The organism is Paraburkholderia sp. HC6.4b, from assembly GCF_014200875.1.
GTDB classification, from domain to species: Bacteria; Pseudomonadota; Gammaproteobacteria; order Burkholderiales; family Burkholderiaceae; genus Paraburkholderia; species Paraburkholderia tuberum.
On the sequence record NZ_JACHDC010000015.1, the window covers coordinates 176,265 to 193,949 of the forward strand.

Below are 17,685 nucleotides of genomic sequence, written 5' to 3' on the forward strand. Positions count from 1 at the left end.
ACAAACCCATGTTCGACTCCATCAGACGGTTGATAAAAAAATGGCGCGCGTCGCGCGACGGCGGCCATCAACTCGATGCGCTGCTCGCGATCGCGGATAAGACCGCGCCTTATGCGGAGCGCAGCGAGTGGCTGATCGAACTCGCGCACTGGATTCGCCGCGGCCGCATCGTGCGACCCGGTGCAACTGACGCCGACGACACCGTCGCCCGCCAGTCCAACCCCGCCCACACGCGCATCCGCTACCTGCTGCACGTGCTCGATCGCAACCCCGCGTGGAAGGCGAACGTCGCCGGCATCCTGCGCGCGCTGCTGCGCGAAAGCGATGGCCTCTCGCTGCTGTGCGACGCCGGCATGCCGGTGCATTCGGGCTTCTTCGGCGCGGTGTTCGAACGCCTCGAGGCGTCGCTGATTCCGCCCGCGCCGAACCGCCGCGACCTCACCGCGATCGTCACGCTGATGTTCGGCTCCGAGCGCGACGCCGAATGGATCGACACGCTGCCCACCGATCTGCTGGTGCGTATCCACGCGCTATTCGACTACGCGCCCGACGACGAAGAAGACGGACGCGACAGCACGCCCTTCTCGCTCGACCTGCTGGCCGCGCTGCACAACCTGACCTGCCAGATCAGCTCGACCGGACTGTCGCAAACGGTGCGCAGCCGGCTGGGCGGTGTGGCGCCACCTGGCGATCGCATCGACGACCGCGTCGACCGCGTAATCGACGCACGAACCACCGACGTCAACGGCGTGCGCGTCGCAATGGAAAGCCAACCGTTCTACCGCCTCACCCGCGCGATGCTCGCGGTCGAAGCCGCTCACGACGCGTACGCGGCGGGCAGCCCGCAGGAGCCGCTGCTACGCGAGGTCAACTATCTGCGGCTGCTGCTCGACGAATGCCGCGGCGCAACCGACAACGTGTTCGCGCATCTGTACCGCAACGGCGTGAGTGTCGACATCGTGTTCCAGGTCGAGCGGATGCGCATGCGCATCGAGCGCGCCGAGCATCTGCTCGATGCCTGGATGGCGCAGGACGATCTGCACGCGGCCGCGCGCCTGACCGCCGAACTCGTGCGCGCCAATCACGCGAGCCAGAGCGTCGCGCATCTCGCGCGCAGCAATTCATCGCTGCTCGCGCGCAAGATCGTCGAGTACAGCGCGGATACCGGCGAACACTACATCGCGCGCGATCGCGCCGAGTATCTGAAGATGATGCGCATGGCGGCCGGCGGCGGACTCGTGACCGTCGTCACCGTGTGCGTGAAGTTCGCGATCACCGGCGCCCATCTGCACGCGATGCTCGAAGGCGTGCTCGCCGGCATCAACTACGCGGCGAGCTTTCTGCTGATGCACTTCCTGCACTTCTCGCTCGCGACCAAACAGCCCGCGATGACCGCGCCGACGCTCGCGCGCGAACTCGACGGCGTCGGCACGCCGGCCGGCGTCGACAGTTTCGTGAGTTCGGTGACCGCGCTGATGCGCACGCAGGCCGCGGCGGTGCTCGGCAACGTGCTGCTGGTGTTTCCCGTCAGTCTGTGCGTGGATCTGCTGTACCACGCGCTGTTCAACGCCGACCTCATTTCGGCCGACAAGGCGATCGCGACGCTGCAGTCGTTCTCTCTGATCGGGCCGACGCCGTTCTATGCGGCGTTGACGGGCGTGCTGCTGTGGTCGTCCAGCCTGCTCGCGGGCTGGGCGGACAACTGGTTCATCCTTCATCGCGTCGCCGACGCGCTCGCCTACAACCGGCGCCTGCGCATGACGCTCGGCGTGGCCGGCGCCGACCGTCTCGCGCGCTTGTGCCGCGCGAACGTCGCGGGCGTGGTCGGCAATATCACGCTCGGCCTGATGCTCGGGCTCGTGCCGGCGATCCTCACCGCCTTCGCGTTCAAGTTCGACGTGCGTCACGTGACGCTGTCTGCCGGCTCGATCGGCGTGGCGCTCGGCGCGCTCGGCGAAAGCGCGCTGAAGCTGCCGGCTCTGTGGTGGGCGGTGGCGGGCGTCGGCAGCATGGCGATTCTCAATGTCGCGGTGAGTTTTGCGCTGGCGTTCTACATGGCGGTGAAATCGCGCGATTTGCGGCGCAATGCGGTGCGCTCGCTGCGCGGGGCGATCTGGCAGCGGGTCAGGCGGCATCCGCTGGAACTCGTGTGGCCGGCCCAAGCGGGACGCGAGGCGAGATGACGCAACGACAGACGGCGGGCCGGCGCGCCGATCGCGCCGGCCCGCCGATCTCGACCGCGTACAATAGCGCCTTATCCAACGCCTTGCGGCAACCTCAATGTCCTTCGATTTCTTCCTTCCTTGCCCGCGCGGGCTCGAAGCTCCGCTCGCGGCCGAACTCGCCGAAATTGCCGCCAAACATCTGAACGGCACCGCCTTCACGGCCGGCGCCCAGGTACCGGGCGGCGTGCATTTTCGCGGCGGCTGGGCCGCCGGCATGGCCGCCAATCTGCACTCGCGTCTCGCGAGCCGCGTGCTGCTGAAAATCGCGGAGCGGCCCTACCGCGGCGAGCAGGACATCTACGCGCTCGCGCTCGAGCAGCGCTGGGAGCAGTGGTTCTCCGCGCACGAGACGCTGCGCGTCGACGTCACCGCGATCAAGTCGCCGCTGCGCAGTCTCGAGTTCACGACGCTGCGCGTGAAGGACGCGATCTGCGATCGTCTGCGCGAAAAAAGCGGCGCGCGGCCGAGCGTCGACACCGCGATGCCCGACGTGCGCGTGTTCGCGTTCCTGAGCGCGACCGACTGCACGCTGTACCTCGACACTTCCGGCGATCCGCTATTCAAGCGCGGCTGGCGTCTCGACAAGGGCGCGGCGCCGCTGCGCGAAAACCTCGCGGCTGGCATTTTGCGTCTGACTGGCTGGCAGGCCGGCACGCCTCTCTACGATCCGATGTGCGGCAGCGGCACGTTCCTCGCGGAAGCGGCGCAGGTCGCGTTGAACATCGCGCCGGGCGTCGAGCGGCGCTTCGGCTTCGAGAAGCTCAAACAGTTCGACGCGCGGAGCTGGCAAGCGCTGAAGGGCGCCGCGCTCGAGGCGAAAAATGCGGCGCGCGGCTCGCGCGGCGCGGATCTGGAGATTTTCGGCAGCGACATCTCCGGCGACATGCTCGAAAAAGCGCGCGCGAACTTCGAGCGCGCCGGTTTGCCGCCCATTTCGCTCAAGCAGCTCGATGCGCGCGACATGACGCCGCCTGGCTCGGCGCCGGGCATCCTCGTCGCGAATCCGCCGTATGGCGAGCGGATCGAAGTGCGCGGCCGCAATGCGCGCGGCGAGCTTCGCGAAGGCCGCGGCAATCGCGACGACGACGGCTTCCGCCGCATTCAGGAAGAAGCGCCGGACAGCGAGTTTTTCCAGTTGCTCGGCAATGCGTTGAAGCAGCGCTTTGCCGGATGGCATGCGTTCATCCTGACGTCGGATCGCAAGCTTCCGGGGCAACTGCGGCTGCGCGAATCGACGAAGACGCCGCTGTTCAACGGTGCGCTCGAATGCCGGCTGTTCCGCTTCGATCTGATCGCGGGCAGCGTGCGGCAGCGTCCGCAGGGCGATACGCCGGCGGCTTGAGGCTGTTTCTAGCGGGGCGGCGCGCTGTCGTCGCCCTGTCGTCATCGCGTCGCTCGAAAAGCAGGCCGCGCGCATGAGCGATGTGGTCGGCGTGTTTCAGTTGCTGGTGGGGTGAAGCGGTCGCGTCTTCGCACCCTACTGCCACCACGCTGTCAGCAGCACCCCCGCACACTCCTTCTCACGCCATCCGGCGCTTGAACGGCCTACTGCCAACCGAAGGAGAGTGTCATGTCCGCATTGCCCAAACTCGTTGCCTGGTTCGAAATCCCGTCGGTCGATTTCGATCGCGCGGTGCGCTTTTACGAAGCCGCGCTCGACGCCCCGTTGAATCGACAGGAGATCGGCGGCCAGCCGATCGCCGTGTTCAGCTACGAGGAGCCCGCGACTGGCGGCGCGATCGTCCACAATCCGTCGATGACACCCGGCGTCGACGGCATCACCGTCTACCTGAACGCGCTGCCCACCGTCGACGCGGCGCTTGCGCGCATCGAACGGGCGGGCGGCAAGACCGACGGCCCGGTGATCAAGCTGCCGCAGGACATCGGCTATATCGCGTTCTTCACCGATACCGAAGGCAACCGCCTCGGCCTGCATTCGCGCACCAACGGCTAAGCGCGCACCGGAAGCCGCCGCGCCCCGACCGAAGGCCGCCATGCGGCGCTATCATCGCGGGACCGTCCCCTTCCTCCTCTACCCGACGCCCACGATGACGCGCCGCGCCGACCGCCTGTTCCAGATCGCCGAGCTGCTGCGCGGCCGGCGCCTGACCACCGCGCAGCAACTAGCCGACTGGCTGAACATCTCGCCGCGCACGGTCTATCGCGACGTGCGCGATCTGCAATTGTCAGGGGTGCCGATCGAAGGCGAAGCGGGCATCGGTTATCGGCTGTCGCGCTCGGCAAGTCTGCCGCCGCTGACCTTCACCGCCGACGAACTCGCCGCGCTCGCCGCCGGCGCGCGCATGCTCGAATCATGGGGTGGCGCGGGCTTCGCGAGCGGCGCGCGGGGCGCGCTGGCCAAAATCGCATCGGCGATGCCCGCCGACAAGCGCGCGACGCTCGAACGGCTCGCGATCTTCGCGCCGTCGTTTCACATCAAGGGGGATTTTTCGACGCAGCTCGACACGCTGCATCGCGCGATCGATGCGCGCCAGGTGGTGCGCTTCGCGTACACCGACGCCAACGGCGCGGACACCGAGCGCCGCGTCTGGCCGCTCGCGCTCGCGTACTGGGGCGCGCGCTGGACGCTCGGCGCATGGTGCGAGCTGCGTGCTGATTTCCGCAATTTCGGACTGGAGAAAATACGCGATCTCGAAGTGCTCGAGACGTATCCGGATCAGGAAGGCAGGCGGCTCGCGGATCTGCTGCGGCACGTAAACGCGAGGCCGAAAATATGAAAAGGATCGCGGCGCGACGCACCGCGATCTCAGGGTCTGTTTACCGCTAACGATCTAGTCGACCGCCTTCACCATATCCTCGATCACCTTCTTCGCGTCGCCGAACACCATCATCGTCTTGTCCATGTAGATGCGTTGATGGTCATTGGGTCAAGCTCCTTATGAAAGCATAAGGCTTACGGCCGGGGTGCCTGGCGATCCAGGCGGTTATCGCAGGTGAAACGCATGCCGGTAAGTCCAGTTACCGGCATTGACCCGACGCGAAATTTTTCGCGTCCGCGAAAAATCACGCGGCCTGCCAAGGGTTCACAAGGCAGACGCCCGTTGCTACGAAATCAGCGACATTTCGCGTCACCACGGTCATACCATGAACGATCGCCGTAGTGGCGATAAGCGCATCACGCTCCGAGCGCCGATCCGGTACATGCAAGCGCGCGCAGCGTAAGGCAACGCCCGTATCGACAGGCAGCACGCGATCCGCAAATTCAGTTAAGACGTGCTCCTCGAGCCATGCGCGCAGCAACGCGCCTTGGCTCGGGTCGCTGCGCTCCTTCAGCAAAACGCCCGTTGCCAGCTCCATGATCGTGATTGCAGAAACAAAGAGCGCCGAAGCATCGACGCTCTTTGCCCAGGCGACGAGGTTGGCATCCGCCCTGCGCCCCTTACGGAGTTCGGAAACGACATTCGTATCGATAACAAACATCAGAGTTCAGCCGGCCGGATAGATATATCCACGCGCGGCGGATCGAATTCAATGTCAGCAACCTCGGGCATGGCCAGGGCGTCCACGATGTTGCGACGCTGTCTGGCGAGAAGCCAGTATTCCTCGATGCTCAGCAAAACATGGGCGGGCTTGCCGCGATCGGTGATGAATACGGGGCCGTCTTTGGTCGCCTTTTTCGCCCGGGTCACGTCTTGATTGAGTTCCCTGCTGGATAAGGTCGTAATCGTCATATTCCCTCCCGCCACCTAACGTAGTAACGTTACTACATGTCAGGAATGTCGGCAAGTCACTACGTTGTGAGTTCCGAAAGAGAAATTTTCGCATCCGCGAAAAATCCGCCGACGGCGGCTCGCGGATCTGCTGCGGCATCTGAACGCGAAGCCGAACAGATGAAAAGGATCGCGGTGACCCACCGCGATCCTGAGGCCGATTCACCGCTAGCGATCTAGTCGACCGCCTTCACCATATCCTCGATCACCTTCTTCGCGTCGCCGAACACCATCATCGTCTTGTCCATGTAGAACAGGTCGTTGTCGAGCCCGGCGTAGCCCGCCGCCATCGAGCGCTTGTTGACGATCACGGTGCGCGCCTTGTACGCCTCGATGATCGGCATGCCGGCGATCGGCGACTTCGGATCGTTCTTCGCGGCCGGATTCACCACGTCGTTCGCGCCGAGCACGAGCACCACGTCGACCTGGCCGAACTCGCCGTTGATGTCCTCCATCTCGTACACCATGTCGTACGGCACTTCGGCCTCGGCGAGCAGCACGTTCATGTGACCCGGCATGCGGCCGGCCACCGGGTGAATCGCATACTTCACCTCGATGCCCTTCTCGACCAGCTTGTCGGTCAGCTCCTTCAGCGCATGCTGCGCGCGCGCGACGGCCAGCCCGTAGCCCGGCACGATCACGACGGTCTCGGCGTTGCCCATCATGAACGACGCGTCATCGGCCGAACCCGATTTCACCGGACGCTGCTCCGCTGAGCCGCCCGCGGCCGCCGCGCCCGGCTCGTTGCCGAAACCGCCGAGGATCACGTTGAAGAACGAGCGGTTCATCGCGCGGCACATGATGTACGACAGGATCGCACCCGACGACCCCACCAGCGAGCCGGCGATGATCAGCATCGGATTGTTCAGCGAAAAGCCGATGCCCGCCGCCGCCCAGCCCGAGTACGAGTTCAGCATCGACACGACGACCGGCATGTCCGCGCCGCCGATCGGAATGATGATCAGCACGCCGAGCACGAACGCGATGATCGTCATGATGATGAACGGCAGCCACGACTGCGTGAGGAAGAAGAGGACGCCGAAGCCGAGCATCGCGAGCGCGAGCATCAGGTTGATCAGATGCTGGCCGCCGTAGACGACCGGCGCACCCTGAAACAACCGGAACTTGTACTTGCCCGACAGCTTGCCGAACGCGATCACCGAGCCGCTAAAAGTAATCGCGCCGACGAACGTGCCGATGAACAGTTCGATGCGGTTGCCGTACGGCAGGAAGCCCTCGATCGGCACGTTGGGATCGACGAGGCCGAACGCGGCCGGCTCCGACACCACCCCATACGCGATGCACACGGCCGCGAGACCGATCAGCGAGTGCATCGCCGCGACCAGTTCAGGCATCTTGGTCATCTCGACGCGCGCGGCGACGAACGCGCCGATCGCGCCCCCGATCACGAGCCCGAACAGCAGCAGGCCGAGACCGAGACCGAGATTGGAGCCAAGTACTTCGGCCTGCCGCGAGATCAGCGCGATGGTCGTCAGAATCGCGATCGCCATGCCGACCATGCCGAAGGTATTGCCGACGCGCGCGGTCTTCGGATTCGACAGCCCCTTGAGCGCCTGGATGAAGCAGACCGACGCGACCAGATACAGCAGCGTGACGACGTTCAGGCTCATTTACGTACCCTCCTTGCCGCCAGCCGGTAGTTTTCTGGGTTCTTTCTTCTTGAACATCTCGAGCATTCGCCGCGTGACGAGGAATCCGCCGAACACGTTGACGGCCGCGAGCGCCACCGCGATCGTGCCGAAGAACTTCCCGGCGCTGCCGACGGTGAGACCCGCCGCGAGCATCGCGCCGACGATCACGATCGCCGAGATCGCATTGGTCACCGCCATCAGCGGCGTATGCAGCGCGGGCGTGACGTTCCAGACCACGTGATAGCCGACGTAGATCGCCAGCACGAAGATGATCAGGTTGATCACCGTGTGATTGATGACTTCCATCTTCGGCTTCCCCCTATGCGTTGCGCGTGACCTGGCCGTCGCGAGCCAGCAGCGTGGCCGCGACGATGTCGTCCGCGAGATCGATGTTCAGCGTGCCTTCCTTGGCGATAATCAGCTTCAGGAAGTCGAGCACGTTGCGCGCGTACAGCGACGACGCGTCGGCGGGCACCATCGCGGCGAGATTCGTATAGCCGACGATCTGCACGCCATAGCGCACCACCACCTGGTCCGCCTCGGTCAGCGGACAATTGCCGCCGCGCCGGCCGTCGACTTCGGGGCCGCGGCCGGCCGCGAGGTCGACGAGCACGGAGCCTGGTTTCATCGCCTGCACAGTGTCGACCGACAGCAGCGTCGGCGCCGGGCGGCCCGGAATCAGCGCGGTCGAGATGACGATGTCGGCCTGCTTTGCGCGCTCGTGCACCAGCGCCGACTGGCGCGCGAGCCACGACGGCGGCATCGGCCGCGCATAGCCGCCGACACCCTGCGCGGCGTCGCGTTCTTCGTCGGTTTCATAGGGCACGTCGAGAAACTTCGCGCCGAGCGACTCGATCTGCTCCTTGACGGCCGGGCGCACGTCGGACGCTTCCAGCACGGCGCCGAGGCGCTTCGCGGTGGCGATCGCCTGCAGGCCAGCCACGCCCGCGCCGAGAATCAGCACGCGCGCGGCCTTCACGGTGCCGGCCGCGGTCATCAGCATCGGCATGAAGCGCGGATAGAGCGTCGCCGCGAGCAGCACCGCCTTGTAGCCGGCGATGTTCGCCTGCGACGACAGCACGTCGAGGCTTTGCGCGCGCGTGGTGCGAGGCGCGGCTTCGAGCGCGAACGCGGTGACGCCGGCCGCGGCGAGCTTGCCCGCGTTGTCGGCGTTGAACGGATCGAGCATGCCGACCAGCGTCGCGCCGCGCTTGAGCAGCGGCAGTTCGGAATCGGTGGGGGATTGGACTTTGAGGACGAGATCTGCGCCGAATGCAGTGGCGGCATCGACGATTTCCGCGCCCACGGCCGTATAGGCGTCATCGGGAAAGCTCGCGCCGGCGCCGGCGCCGCTCTGGAGCGTGACCCGGTGGCCTTGCGCCACGTACTTCTTGACCGTCTCGGGCGTCGCGGCAACGCGGGTTTCATGCGCGCGCGTCTCGGCTGGCACTCCGATGTGCATCGTTGTTCCTCCTCGACTTCCTGTTTGACGACAGACCTGCCGACGAGGCTCGCCGGCTTGCACATGCAACGGCTAACGCAGGCCCCACTTTAACCGGAAACCGCCGCATCACAAATATCGGGGTCGATGCGAATGCGCGGCAGACCGCCAAACTGTTACGAATCGGTCGCGATCCCACCTCGAACACGCTGCGAACCGGCTGCCAGCGGTCACCAGGCAGCCGGCGCGCATAACCGGTAAAATGCGCACCCATGAAACCGGAAACCTGGCGGCCGCACGTGACCGTCGCGGCGATCGTCGAGCGTGACGGGCGCTTCCTGCTTGTCGAGGAACACACTGCCGCCGGCCTGCGCCTGAACCAGCCCGCCGGCCACCTCGAGGCGGGCGAAACGCTGCTGGAAGCGGTGATCCGCGAAACGTTCGAGGAAACCGCGCATCCGTTCGCGCCCGAGGCGCTCGTCGGCATGTACATGACCCACTTCGAGCTGCCGGACCGCGCGGGCACCACATACCTGCGCTTCACCTATTGCGGCGCGGGCGGCGAACCGGACCCGGCGAGTTCGCTCGATCCCGACATCGTCCGCACGCTGTGGATGAGCGCCGATGAGTTGCGCGCGTGCCCCGAGCGGCATCGCACGCCGCTCGTGATGCAGTGCATCGACGATTACCTGGCCGGCCGGCGTTTCCCGCTCGACGTCGTCCATACGCATTCGGTTGCGCCGAAGCAATGAGGCCGTCACGAGCGGCCCCATAGATCCATGCAGTCATGCAGCACCCAGTGAGTACCTTATGAGCAAGCGCAAAGTCGTAGTAGGCATGTCGGGCGGCGTCGATTCGTCGGTCACCGCGTGGCTGCTAAAGGAACAGGGCTACGACGTGGTCGGCCTGTTCATGAAGAACTGGGAAGACGACGACGACAGCGAATACTGCTCGACGCGCCAGGACTGGATCGACGTCGTGTCGGTGGCGGACCTGATCGGCATCGACGTCGAGGCGGTCAACTTCGCGGCCGAGTACAAGGACCGCGTGTTCGCCGAATTCCTGCGCGAATATTCGGCCGGCCGCACGCCGAACCCGGACGTGCTGTGCAACGCCGAGATCAAGTTCAAGGCCTTCCTCGATCACGCGATGTCGCTCGGCGCGGAAACGATCGCGACCGGCCACTACGCGCGCGTGCGCGAGAACGATGGCCGCTTCGAGCTGCTGAAGGCGCTCGACCATACCAAGGACCAGTCGTACTTCCTGCATCGGCTGAACCAGGCGCAGCTGTCGAAAACACTGTTCCCGCTCGGCGAAATTCCCAAGACGAAGGTCCGCGAGATCGCCGCGCAGATCGGCCTGCCGAACGCGAAGAAGAAGGATTCGACCGGCATCTGCTTCATCGGCGAGCGGCCTTTCCGCGACTTCCTGAACCGCTATCTGCCGACCAGGCCGGGCCCGATGAAGACCACCGACGGCAAGATCGTCGGCGAGCACATCGGCCTCGCGTTCTACACGTTCGGCCAGCGCAAGGGCATCGGTCTCGGCGGCAGCAAGGACGGCAGCGGCGAGCCCTGGTTCGCCGCCGGCAAGGATATTCCGACGAATACGCTGTACGTCGCGCAGGGACACGACCATCCGTGGCTGCTGTGCCATACGCTGTCGGCGGGCAACACGAGCTGGGTCGCGGGCGAGCCGCCGACCGACGGCTTCGCGTGCGGCGCGAAGACGCGCTACCGGCAGGCCGACGCGGCGTGCACGTTCAACGCCCCGGCGGGAGGCGGTTCGGGCGAAGGCCTCTTCGAACTGAGCTTCGACGCCGCGCAATGGGCCGTCACGCCGGGCCAATCGGCGGTGCTGTATGACGGCGACGTGTGCCTCGGCGGCGGCATCATCGAACGCGCGATGACCGGGCAACCGGCCGAGCTGCCGCAGGATCAGGCGCCGAAGCAAACCCGCGCGCAGCGTCGCAAGCAGGCGCACAAGCCAAAGCAGCCGCAAGGCCAGGCGCAGGACGAGCCGCAAACCCCGCGGCAAAAAGCGGCTCTGCTCGGCGCGCGTTGAGCGATGCATAACGGCGGGCGCGGCGGGTCGTACCATTCCGGCAGGTTCGCGCCGTTCACCATGTTTCGCCCGCCTGGCGCATTCACACACACTTCACCTTCGCGTGCGACGCTTGGCTTCCATTCGCAGGCCTTATCTTCGGACTTCGCCGGTCCGCATCGCACCGTGACCCGCAACCGCCGGTTTTCCTTCGCGACCGATACCGCCCCGCGCTCACGTGCGGACGATGCCGCCGCAATGATCTTCACTGCACTGGAGTCCCCATGTTTTCTCGACGCTATCTGGCCATGTGGTGCGCAATCGCCCTCACCGCGGTATGTGCCGCGCTCGCCGCGACGCATCACCTGTCATGGTTCTGGATCCTCGTGCCGGCCGCGCTCGTCGCGCTCGGCGTGTTCGACCTGAGCCAACAGCGCCATGCAATCCTGCGCAATTACCCGCTGTGGGGCCACCTGCGTTTCATTTTCGAATCCATCCGCCCGGAGATCCGTCAGTATTTCGTCGAAGACGATACCGACGAGAAGCCGTTCTCGCGCGCGCAACGCAGCATCGTCTATCAGCGCTCGAAGAACGATGTCGACAGCCGCCCATACGGCACGCGGATCGACGTGAAGGCGGTCGCGCACGAATGGATCAGCCACTCGCTCGCGCCGACCACGCTCGACGGTCACGACTTTCGCATCGTCGTCGGCCCCGATCGCGGGCAGCCGTATTCTATGTCGATCTTCAACGTGTCGGCGATGAGCTTCGGCTCGCTATCGGCCAATGCGATCATGGCGCTGAACCTCGGCGCGAAGAAAGGCAACTTCGCGCACGACACCGGCGAAGGTTCGATGTCGAAATATCATCGCGAACATGGCGGCGACATCATCTGGGAAATCGCGTCCGGCTATTTTGGATGCCGTAACGACGACGGCACCTTCAACGCGGAGAAGTTCGCGAAGCAGGCCGCCGAACCGCAGGTGAAGATGATCGAGGTGAAGCTGTCGCAAGGCGCGAAGCCCGGTCACGGCGGCGTGCTGCCGGGCGCGAAGATCACGCCCGAAATCGCCGAGACGCGCGGCGTGCCGATGGGCCGCGACTGCATCTCGCCGGCGACGCACTCCGAGTTCTCGACGCCGCGCGAGCTGCTCGAATTCGTCGAGCGGCTGCGCACGCTGTCGGGCGGCAAGCCGACCGGCTTCAAGCTGTGCATCGGGCATCCGTGGGAATTCTTCGGTATCGCGAAGGCGATGCTGGAAACGGGCATTCTGCCGGACTTCATCGTCGTGGACGGCGCGGAAGGCGGCACCGGCGCGGCACCGCTCGAATTCACCGATCACGTCGGCGTGCCGTTGCAGGAGGGGCTGCTGCTCGTGCACAACACGCTGGTCGGCATCGGTCTGCGGCAACGCATCCGCATCGGCGCGAGCGGCAAGATGATCACCGCGTTCGATATCGCGAAGACGCTCGCGATCGGCGCGGACTGGGTCAACGCGGCGCGCGGCTTCATGTTCGCGGTCGGCTGCATCCAGGCGCAGACCTGCCATACCGGCCGCTGCCCGACCGGCGTCGCGACCCAGGATCCGGTGCGCCAGCGCGCGCTGGTGGTGCCGGACAAGGCCGATCGCGTGTTCAACTTCCACCACAACACGCTGCACGCGTTGCAGGAAATCATCCAGGCCGCCGGGCTCCGGCATCCGGCTGAGTTGCGCGCGCATCACATCGTGCGGCGCGTGTCCTCGCATGAGGTGCGGCTGATGTCGGATCTGCTCAAATATCTCGAACCGAACGACCTGCTCAACGGCAACTATCGCTATACCCTGTTCGAGACCTACTGGCCGATCGCGCAAAGCGATTCGTTCTCGCCGAAGGCGGAGCTGGCGGCGAGCTGAACGTGCGCGCGGCCCTTGCCGCGTCGCCTGTCGCCCAAAAACCGCATCGCGGCCCGTCCGACCCCGCAAAACGGGCCGCCCCCCTTCCTTTCCGTTAAAATCTCGGGTTTAGCACTTCGCTCCACGGCCCCCTCGCGCGCTTCGGCGCACGCGGCATGGCCCCATGCCCGAAAGGCACTTCATGCTCACGTTTCAGCAAATCATCCTGACCTTGCAGTCCTACTGGGACAAGCAGGGCTGCGCGTTGCTCCAGCCGATCGACATGGAAGTCGGCGCGGGCACATCCCACGTCCATACGTTCCTGCGCGCGATCGGCCCCGAGCCGTGGCGCGCCGCCTACGTGCAGCCGTCGCGCCGCCCGAAAGATGGCCGCTACGGCGAGAACCCGAACCGTCTGCAGCACTACTACCAGTATCAGGTGGTGCTCAAGCCCGCGCCGGAAAACATTCTCGACCTGTACCTCGGCTCGCTCGAAGCGCTCGGCTTCGACCTGAAGCAGAACGACGTGCGTTTCGTCGAGGACGACTGGGAAAACCCGACGCTCGGCGCATGGGGGCTGGGCTGGGAAGTGTGGCTGAACGGCATGGAAGTGACGCAGTTCACGTACTTCCAGCAGGTCGGCGGTCTCGACTGCAAGCCGGTGCTCGGCGAAATCACCTACGGACTCGAGCGCCTCGCGATGTATCTGCAGAAGGTCGAGAACGTCTACGACCTCGTCTGGACCGAGTGGGAAGAACAAGGCCCGAACGGCCCCGAACTGCGCCGCCTGACCTACGGCGACGTGTATCACCAGAACGAGGTCGAGCAGTCCACCTACAACTTCGAGCACGCGAACGTCGATCTGCTGTTCACGTTCTTCAACAGCTACGAAGCGGAAGCGAAGCGCATGATCGATGCACAGATCGCGCTGCCCGCCTATGAGCTCGTGCTGAAGGCCGGCCACACGTTCAACCTGCTCGACGCGCGCGGCGCGATTTCGGTCACGGAACGCGCGGCGTACATCGGCCGGATTCGCGCGCTGTCGCGTCTGGTCGCGCAGGCCTACTACGACTCGCGCGAAAAGCTCGGCTTCCCGATGCTCGGCAATCCGGTGCACGGCGTGCCCGGCCTCACCACCGACGAGCAGGAAGCCGCGATGCCCGCGTGGGCGCCGCCGCTGAAAGTCGAACGCAAGATCGACCAGGACTGACGAGAACTTCAACCAATGACTCAATCTCAACACGCTACCCTGCTCGTCGAGCTGCTGACCGAAGAACTGCCGCCGAAGGCGCTCGCCCGTCTCGGCGACGCCTTCGCCGAAGGCATTGCGCAGCGCCTCGCGGCGCGCGACCTGATCGAAGGCGAGCCGTCGTTCGAACGCTTTGCTACGCCGCGTCGTCTCGCGGTGACGATTCACAACGTGCGCGCGCTCGCGCCGGAAAAACACGTGCGCGAAAAAGTGCTGCCGGTTTCCGTCGCGCTCGATAAAGACGGCCAGCCCACCGCGCCGCTCGCGAAGAAACTCGCCGCGCTCGGCTTCCCCGATTTCACGGTGAACGACCTCGAACGCGCCCAGGACGGTAAAGCCGAAGCGTTCTTCCTGCGCTACGCGGCGCCGGGCGCGACGCTCGCCGACGGCCTGCAAGGCGCGCTCGACGAAACGCTCGCGAAGCTGCCGATTCCGAATCCGATGACGTATCAGCGCCCCGACGGTTCGAGCGTGAAGTTCGTGCGCCCCGTGCATCGTCTGACCGCGCTGCACGGCGAGGAAATCGTGCCGGTCAGCGTGCTCGGCATCGACGCCGACGACACCACGCTCGGCCACCGCTTCCTGTCCGAAGGCTTCGTGCAGATCCAGCATGCGCAGTCGTATGCCGAAACGCTCGAACACAGAGGCCGCGTGATCGCGAGCTTCGCGAAGCGCAAGGCAGCGATCCGCTCGCAACTGCTCGCGCAAGGCGGTGACGACAAGGTCGTGATGCCCGAAGCGCTGCTCGACGAAGTGACGTCGCTGGTCGAATGGCCGGTTGTCTATGAGTGCCGCTTCGAGGACGAATTCCTGCAAGTGCCGCAGGAATGCCTGATCCTGACGATGCAGACGAACCAGAAGTACTTCGCGCTGACCGATGCGAACGGCAAGCTGCGCTCGCGCTTCCTGATCGTGTCGAACATCGAGACGGCGACGCCGGTCGAGATCGTCGAAGGCAATGAGCGCGTGGTGCGTCCGCGTCTCGCCGATGCGAAGTTCTTCTTCACGCAAGACAAGAAGAAGCCGCTCGCGGATCGCGTGCCACTGCTCGCGAACGTCGTTTATCACAACAAGCTCGGCTCGGCGCTGCAACGCGTGGAGCGGCTCGAAGGGCTGGCCGGCGCGATCGCCGCACTGACCGGCGCCAACGTCGCGCTCGCGACGCGCGCCGCGCGCCTCGCGAAAGCCGACCTGATCACCGACATGGTCGGCGAATTCCCCGAGCTGCAAGGCACGATGGGCACGTACTACGCGCGCCACGACGGCGAGCCGGAAGAAGTCGCGCTCGCATGCTCGGAACACTACCAGCCGCGCTTCTCGGGCGACGCCTTGCCCACCACTGCGACCGGCACTGTCGTCGCGCTCGCCGACAAGCTCGAAACGCTGGTCGGCATCTGGGGCATCGGCCTGCAGCCCACCGGCGAGAAAGACCCGTTCGCGCTGCGCCGTCATGCGCTCGGCGTGTTGCGCATTCTGGTCGAGAAGCAGCTGAACGTCGACTTCGTCGAGCTGCTGCGCATCGCTTATGCGCAATTCGCCGGTGTGCCGAGCGTTGCCGATTCGACCGACGCGATCTACGAATTCAGCATGGACCGCCTGCGCGGCCTGCTGCGCGAACGCGGCTACGCGGCCAGCGAAATCGACGCGGTGCTCGCGCTGAACCCGACGCGGCTCGACGACCTCGTCGCGCGCCTCGACGCGGTGCGCGAGTTCGCGTCGCTCGCCGAAGCGGCGTCGCTCGCGGCGGCCAACAAGCGTATCTCGAACATCCTGAAGAAGTCGGAAGGCGTGACGAATGGCGGCGTGCAGCCCGGCTTGCTCACCGAGGCAGCGGAGAAGGCGCTCAACGCGCAGCTCGAACAGGTCACGCCGCGCGTGCAATCGCAACTGGCCGTGCGCGACTACACCGGCGCGCTGACGGCGCTGGCCGCGCTGCGCGAACCGGTGGACACGTTCTTCAACGACGTGATGGTCAACGCCGAAGACCCCGCGTTGCGCGCGAACCGTCTGGCTCTGCTCGGCGCGCTGCATCAGCAGATGAACTGCGTCGCCGATATTTCCCGACTCGCCGCCTGAGCACCGCGCCATGCCGATCAAGAAAGTGGTGATCCTCGACCGCGACGGTGTGATCAACGTCGACTCCGACGCATTCATCAAGTCGCCGGACGAATGGGTCGCGCTGCCCGGCTCGCTGGAAGCGATCGCACGCCTGAACCAGGCCGGCTATCGCGTCGCAGTCGCGACGAACCAGTCGGGCATCGGCCGCGGTCTGTTCGACATGGATGCGTTGAACGCGATGCATCTGAAGATGCACCGGATGGCGGCAGCGGTCGGCGCGCGCATCGAAGCGGTGTTCTTCTGCCCGCACACGGCGGAAGATCAATGCGAATGCCGCAAGCCGAAGCCCGGCATGCTGAAGATGATCACCGAGCGATTCGAGGTCGATCCGGCGCATACGCCGACGGTAGGCGATTCTCTGCGCGATCTGCAGGCGGGCGCTGCGCTCGGTCACCCGGTGCATCTGGTGCTGACCGGCAAGGGCCGCAAGACCCTCGCCGCGGGCGGCTTGCCCGAAGGCACGATCGTGCACGACGACCTGCGCGCGTTCGCGCTCGACTTTCTCGCCGACGCTCAGGAATAAACGCGCGCACCGCGCTCCCACCCCCCACCGACCACGCCGATGCGCTTTATCCGTTCCCTGCTGCTGCTGATTTATTTCGTTGTGTTCACGGTGCCGTACGCGACCGCGTGCTTCATCGCGTTTCCGTTCCTGCGCGCGGAAAACCGCTACTGGATGGCGGCCGGCTGGTGTCGTCTGACGCTGTGGACGGTGCGCTACCTGAACGGCATCCGCTACCGCATCGAAGGTTTCGAGAATCTGCCCAACGGCCCGGCCGTGCTGCTGTCGAAGCATCAGTCGGCGTGGGAAACGCTCGCCTTTCCGGCGATCATGCCGCGCCCGCTGTGCTACGTGTTCAAGCGCGAGCTCTTGTATGTGCCGTTCTTCGGCTGGGCGCTCGGCATGCTGAAGATGGTTCACATCAACCGCAAGGAAGGCAAATACGCGTTCGTATCGGTCACGAACCAGGGCAAGGCCCGCATGGCCGAAGGCGCATGGGTCATCATGTTTCCGGAAGGCACGCGCACGCCGACCGGCAAGCAGGGCAAGTACAAGACCGGCGGCGCGCGCTTCGCGATCGCGAGCGGTGCCCCCGTCGTGCCGATCGCGCACAACGCGGGCCGCGTATGGCCGCGCAACTCGTTTCTTAAATATCCGGGTATAGTCACGGTGTCGATTGGCAAGCCGATCGACACGACGGGGCTCACGCCCGACGAAGTGAACACGCGCGTCGAGCAGTGGATCGAAGCCGAGATGCGCCGCATCGATCCGACTGCCTACAGCGCGGCGGCTAACGATTCCGCCGCCGCGCCCATCTGACGCGCCACGCCCTCGAACTCCGAAGGCGTAT

General features: G+C 65.4%; 16 protein-coding genes. 11 read left to right on the forward strand and 5 right to left on the reverse strand.

The window, feature by feature from the left end:
* Nucleotides 1–8 precede the first annotated feature (8 nt).
* The 4 genes from HDG34_RS22905 (at nucleotide 9) to HDG34_RS22920 (ending at nucleotide 4,963) form a co-directional block, all read left to right on the forward strand.
* Entirely contained in the window at nucleotides 9–2,183 is a 2,175-nt protein-coding gene (locus HDG34_RS22905; RefSeq protein WP_184062337.1) for a site-specific recombinase, read from the forward strand.
* A 97-nt stretch (nucleotides 2,184–2,280) separates the two neighbouring features.
* The gene (locus HDG34_RS22910; RefSeq protein ID WP_184062338.1) at nucleotides 2,281–3,567 is read left to right on the forward strand and encodes a class I SAM-dependent RNA methyltransferase; all 1,287 of its coding nucleotides are present in this window, start codon (nucleotides 2,281–2,283) and stop codon (nucleotides 3,565–3,567) included.
* 228 nt (nucleotides 3,568–3,795) lie between these two features.
* The gene (locus HDG34_RS22915) at nucleotides 3,796–4,179 is read left to right on the forward strand and encodes a VOC family protein (protein WP_184062340.1); all 384 of its coding nucleotides are present in this window, start codon (nucleotides 3,796–3,798) and stop codon (nucleotides 4,177–4,179) included.
* A 40-nt stretch (nucleotides 4,180–4,219) separates the two neighbouring features.
* A complete protein-coding gene (locus HDG34_RS22920) occupies nucleotides 4,220–4,963 on the forward strand; it encodes a YafY family protein (RefSeq protein WP_184062342.1) in 744 nt (247 codons plus the stop codon).
* Between the two features lie 286 nt (nucleotides 4,964–5,249).
* On the opposite strand, the gene HDG34_RS22925 is transcribed toward HDG34_RS22920, so the two are convergent.
* The 5 genes from HDG34_RS22925 to HDG34_RS22945 all read right to left on the reverse strand — a co-directional run bounded on the left by HDG34_RS22925 (nucleotide 5,250) and on the right by HDG34_RS22945 (nucleotide 9,070).
* On the reverse strand, nucleotides 5,250–5,669 hold the full coding sequence (locus HDG34_RS22925; protein ID WP_184062430.1) for a type II toxin-antitoxin system VapC family toxin: 420 nt from the start codon (nucleotides 5,667–5,669) through the stop codon (nucleotides 5,250–5,252).
* Nucleotides 5,666–5,917 (reverse strand): type II toxin-antitoxin system prevent-host-death family antitoxin, encoded by a 252-nt coding sequence (locus tag HDG34_RS22930; protein WP_184062344.1) that lies wholly within the window; start codon nucleotides 5,915–5,917, stop codon nucleotides 5,666–5,668. The genes HDG34_RS22925 and HDG34_RS22930 overlap by 4 nt, the downstream gene beginning before the upstream one ends.
* A gap of 215 nt (nucleotides 5,918–6,132) precedes the next feature.
* Entirely contained in the window at nucleotides 6,133–7,587 is a 1,455-nt protein-coding gene (locus tag HDG34_RS22935; RefSeq protein WP_184062346.1) for an NAD(P)(+) transhydrogenase (Re/Si-specific) subunit beta, read from the reverse strand.
* The gene (locus tag HDG34_RS22940) at nucleotides 7,588–7,914 is read right to left on the reverse strand and encodes an NAD(P) transhydrogenase subunit alpha (protein ID WP_018419437.1); all 327 of its coding nucleotides are present in this window, start codon (nucleotides 7,912–7,914) and stop codon (nucleotides 7,588–7,590) included. It abuts the gene before it with no gap.
* 13 nt (nucleotides 7,915–7,927) lie between these two features.
* On the reverse strand, nucleotides 7,928–9,070 hold the full coding sequence (locus HDG34_RS22945) for a Re/Si-specific NAD(P)(+) transhydrogenase subunit alpha (RefSeq protein WP_184062348.1): 1,143 nt from the start codon (nucleotides 9,068–9,070) through the stop codon (nucleotides 7,928–7,930).
* A 251-nt stretch (nucleotides 9,071–9,321) separates the two neighbouring features.
* On the opposite strand from HDG34_RS22945, the gene HDG34_RS22950 reads away from it, so the two are divergent.
* The 7 genes from HDG34_RS22950 to HDG34_RS22980 all read left to right on the forward strand — a co-directional run bounded on the left by HDG34_RS22950 (nucleotide 9,322) and on the right by HDG34_RS22980 (nucleotide 17,654).
* The gene (locus HDG34_RS22950; protein ID WP_184062350.1) at nucleotides 9,322–9,801 is read left to right on the forward strand and encodes an NUDIX hydrolase; all 480 of its coding nucleotides are present in this window, start codon (nucleotides 9,322–9,324) and stop codon (nucleotides 9,799–9,801) included.
* Nucleotides 9,802–9,859: 58 nt separating this feature from the next.
* Nucleotides 9,860–11,113: a tRNA 2-thiouridine(34) synthase MnmA gene (gene mnmA, locus HDG34_RS22955; protein ID WP_184062352.1), complete on the forward strand. Its 1,254-nt coding sequence runs from the start codon at nucleotides 9,860–9,862 to the stop codon at nucleotides 11,111–11,113.
* A 263-nt stretch (nucleotides 11,114–11,376) separates the two neighbouring features.
* Nucleotides 11,377–12,987, forward strand: coding sequence for an FMN-binding glutamate synthase family protein (locus HDG34_RS22960; RefSeq protein ID WP_184062354.1), 1,611 nt, complete (start codon nucleotides 11,377–11,379; stop codon nucleotides 12,985–12,987).
* 181 nt (nucleotides 12,988–13,168) lie between these two features.
* A complete protein-coding gene (gene glyQ / locus HDG34_RS22965) occupies nucleotides 13,169–14,176 on the forward strand; it encodes a glycine--tRNA ligase subunit alpha (protein WP_008921090.1) in 1,008 nt (335 codons plus the stop codon).
* 15 nt (nucleotides 14,177–14,191) lie between these two features.
* On the forward strand, nucleotides 14,192–16,291 hold the full coding sequence (gene glyS, locus HDG34_RS22970; protein WP_184062357.1) for a glycine--tRNA ligase subunit beta: 2,100 nt from the start codon (nucleotides 14,192–14,194) through the stop codon (nucleotides 16,289–16,291).
* A gap of 10 nt (nucleotides 16,292–16,301) precedes the next feature.
* Nucleotides 16,302–16,856 carry a D-glycero-beta-D-manno-heptose 1,7-bisphosphate 7-phosphatase gene (gene gmhB / locus HDG34_RS22975; RefSeq protein ID WP_184062359.1) on the forward strand — a complete coding sequence of 185 codons (555 nt, stop codon included), beginning with the start codon at nucleotides 16,302–16,304 and terminating at the stop codon, nucleotides 16,854–16,856.
* Between the two features lie 39 nt (nucleotides 16,857–16,895).
* Complete coding sequence (locus tag HDG34_RS22980; RefSeq protein WP_090803045.1) at nucleotides 16,896–17,654, forward strand: 1-acyl-sn-glycerol-3-phosphate acyltransferase; 759 nt, start codon at nucleotides 16,896–16,898, stop codon at nucleotides 17,652–17,654.
* Nucleotides 17,655–17,685 lie beyond the last annotated feature (31 nt).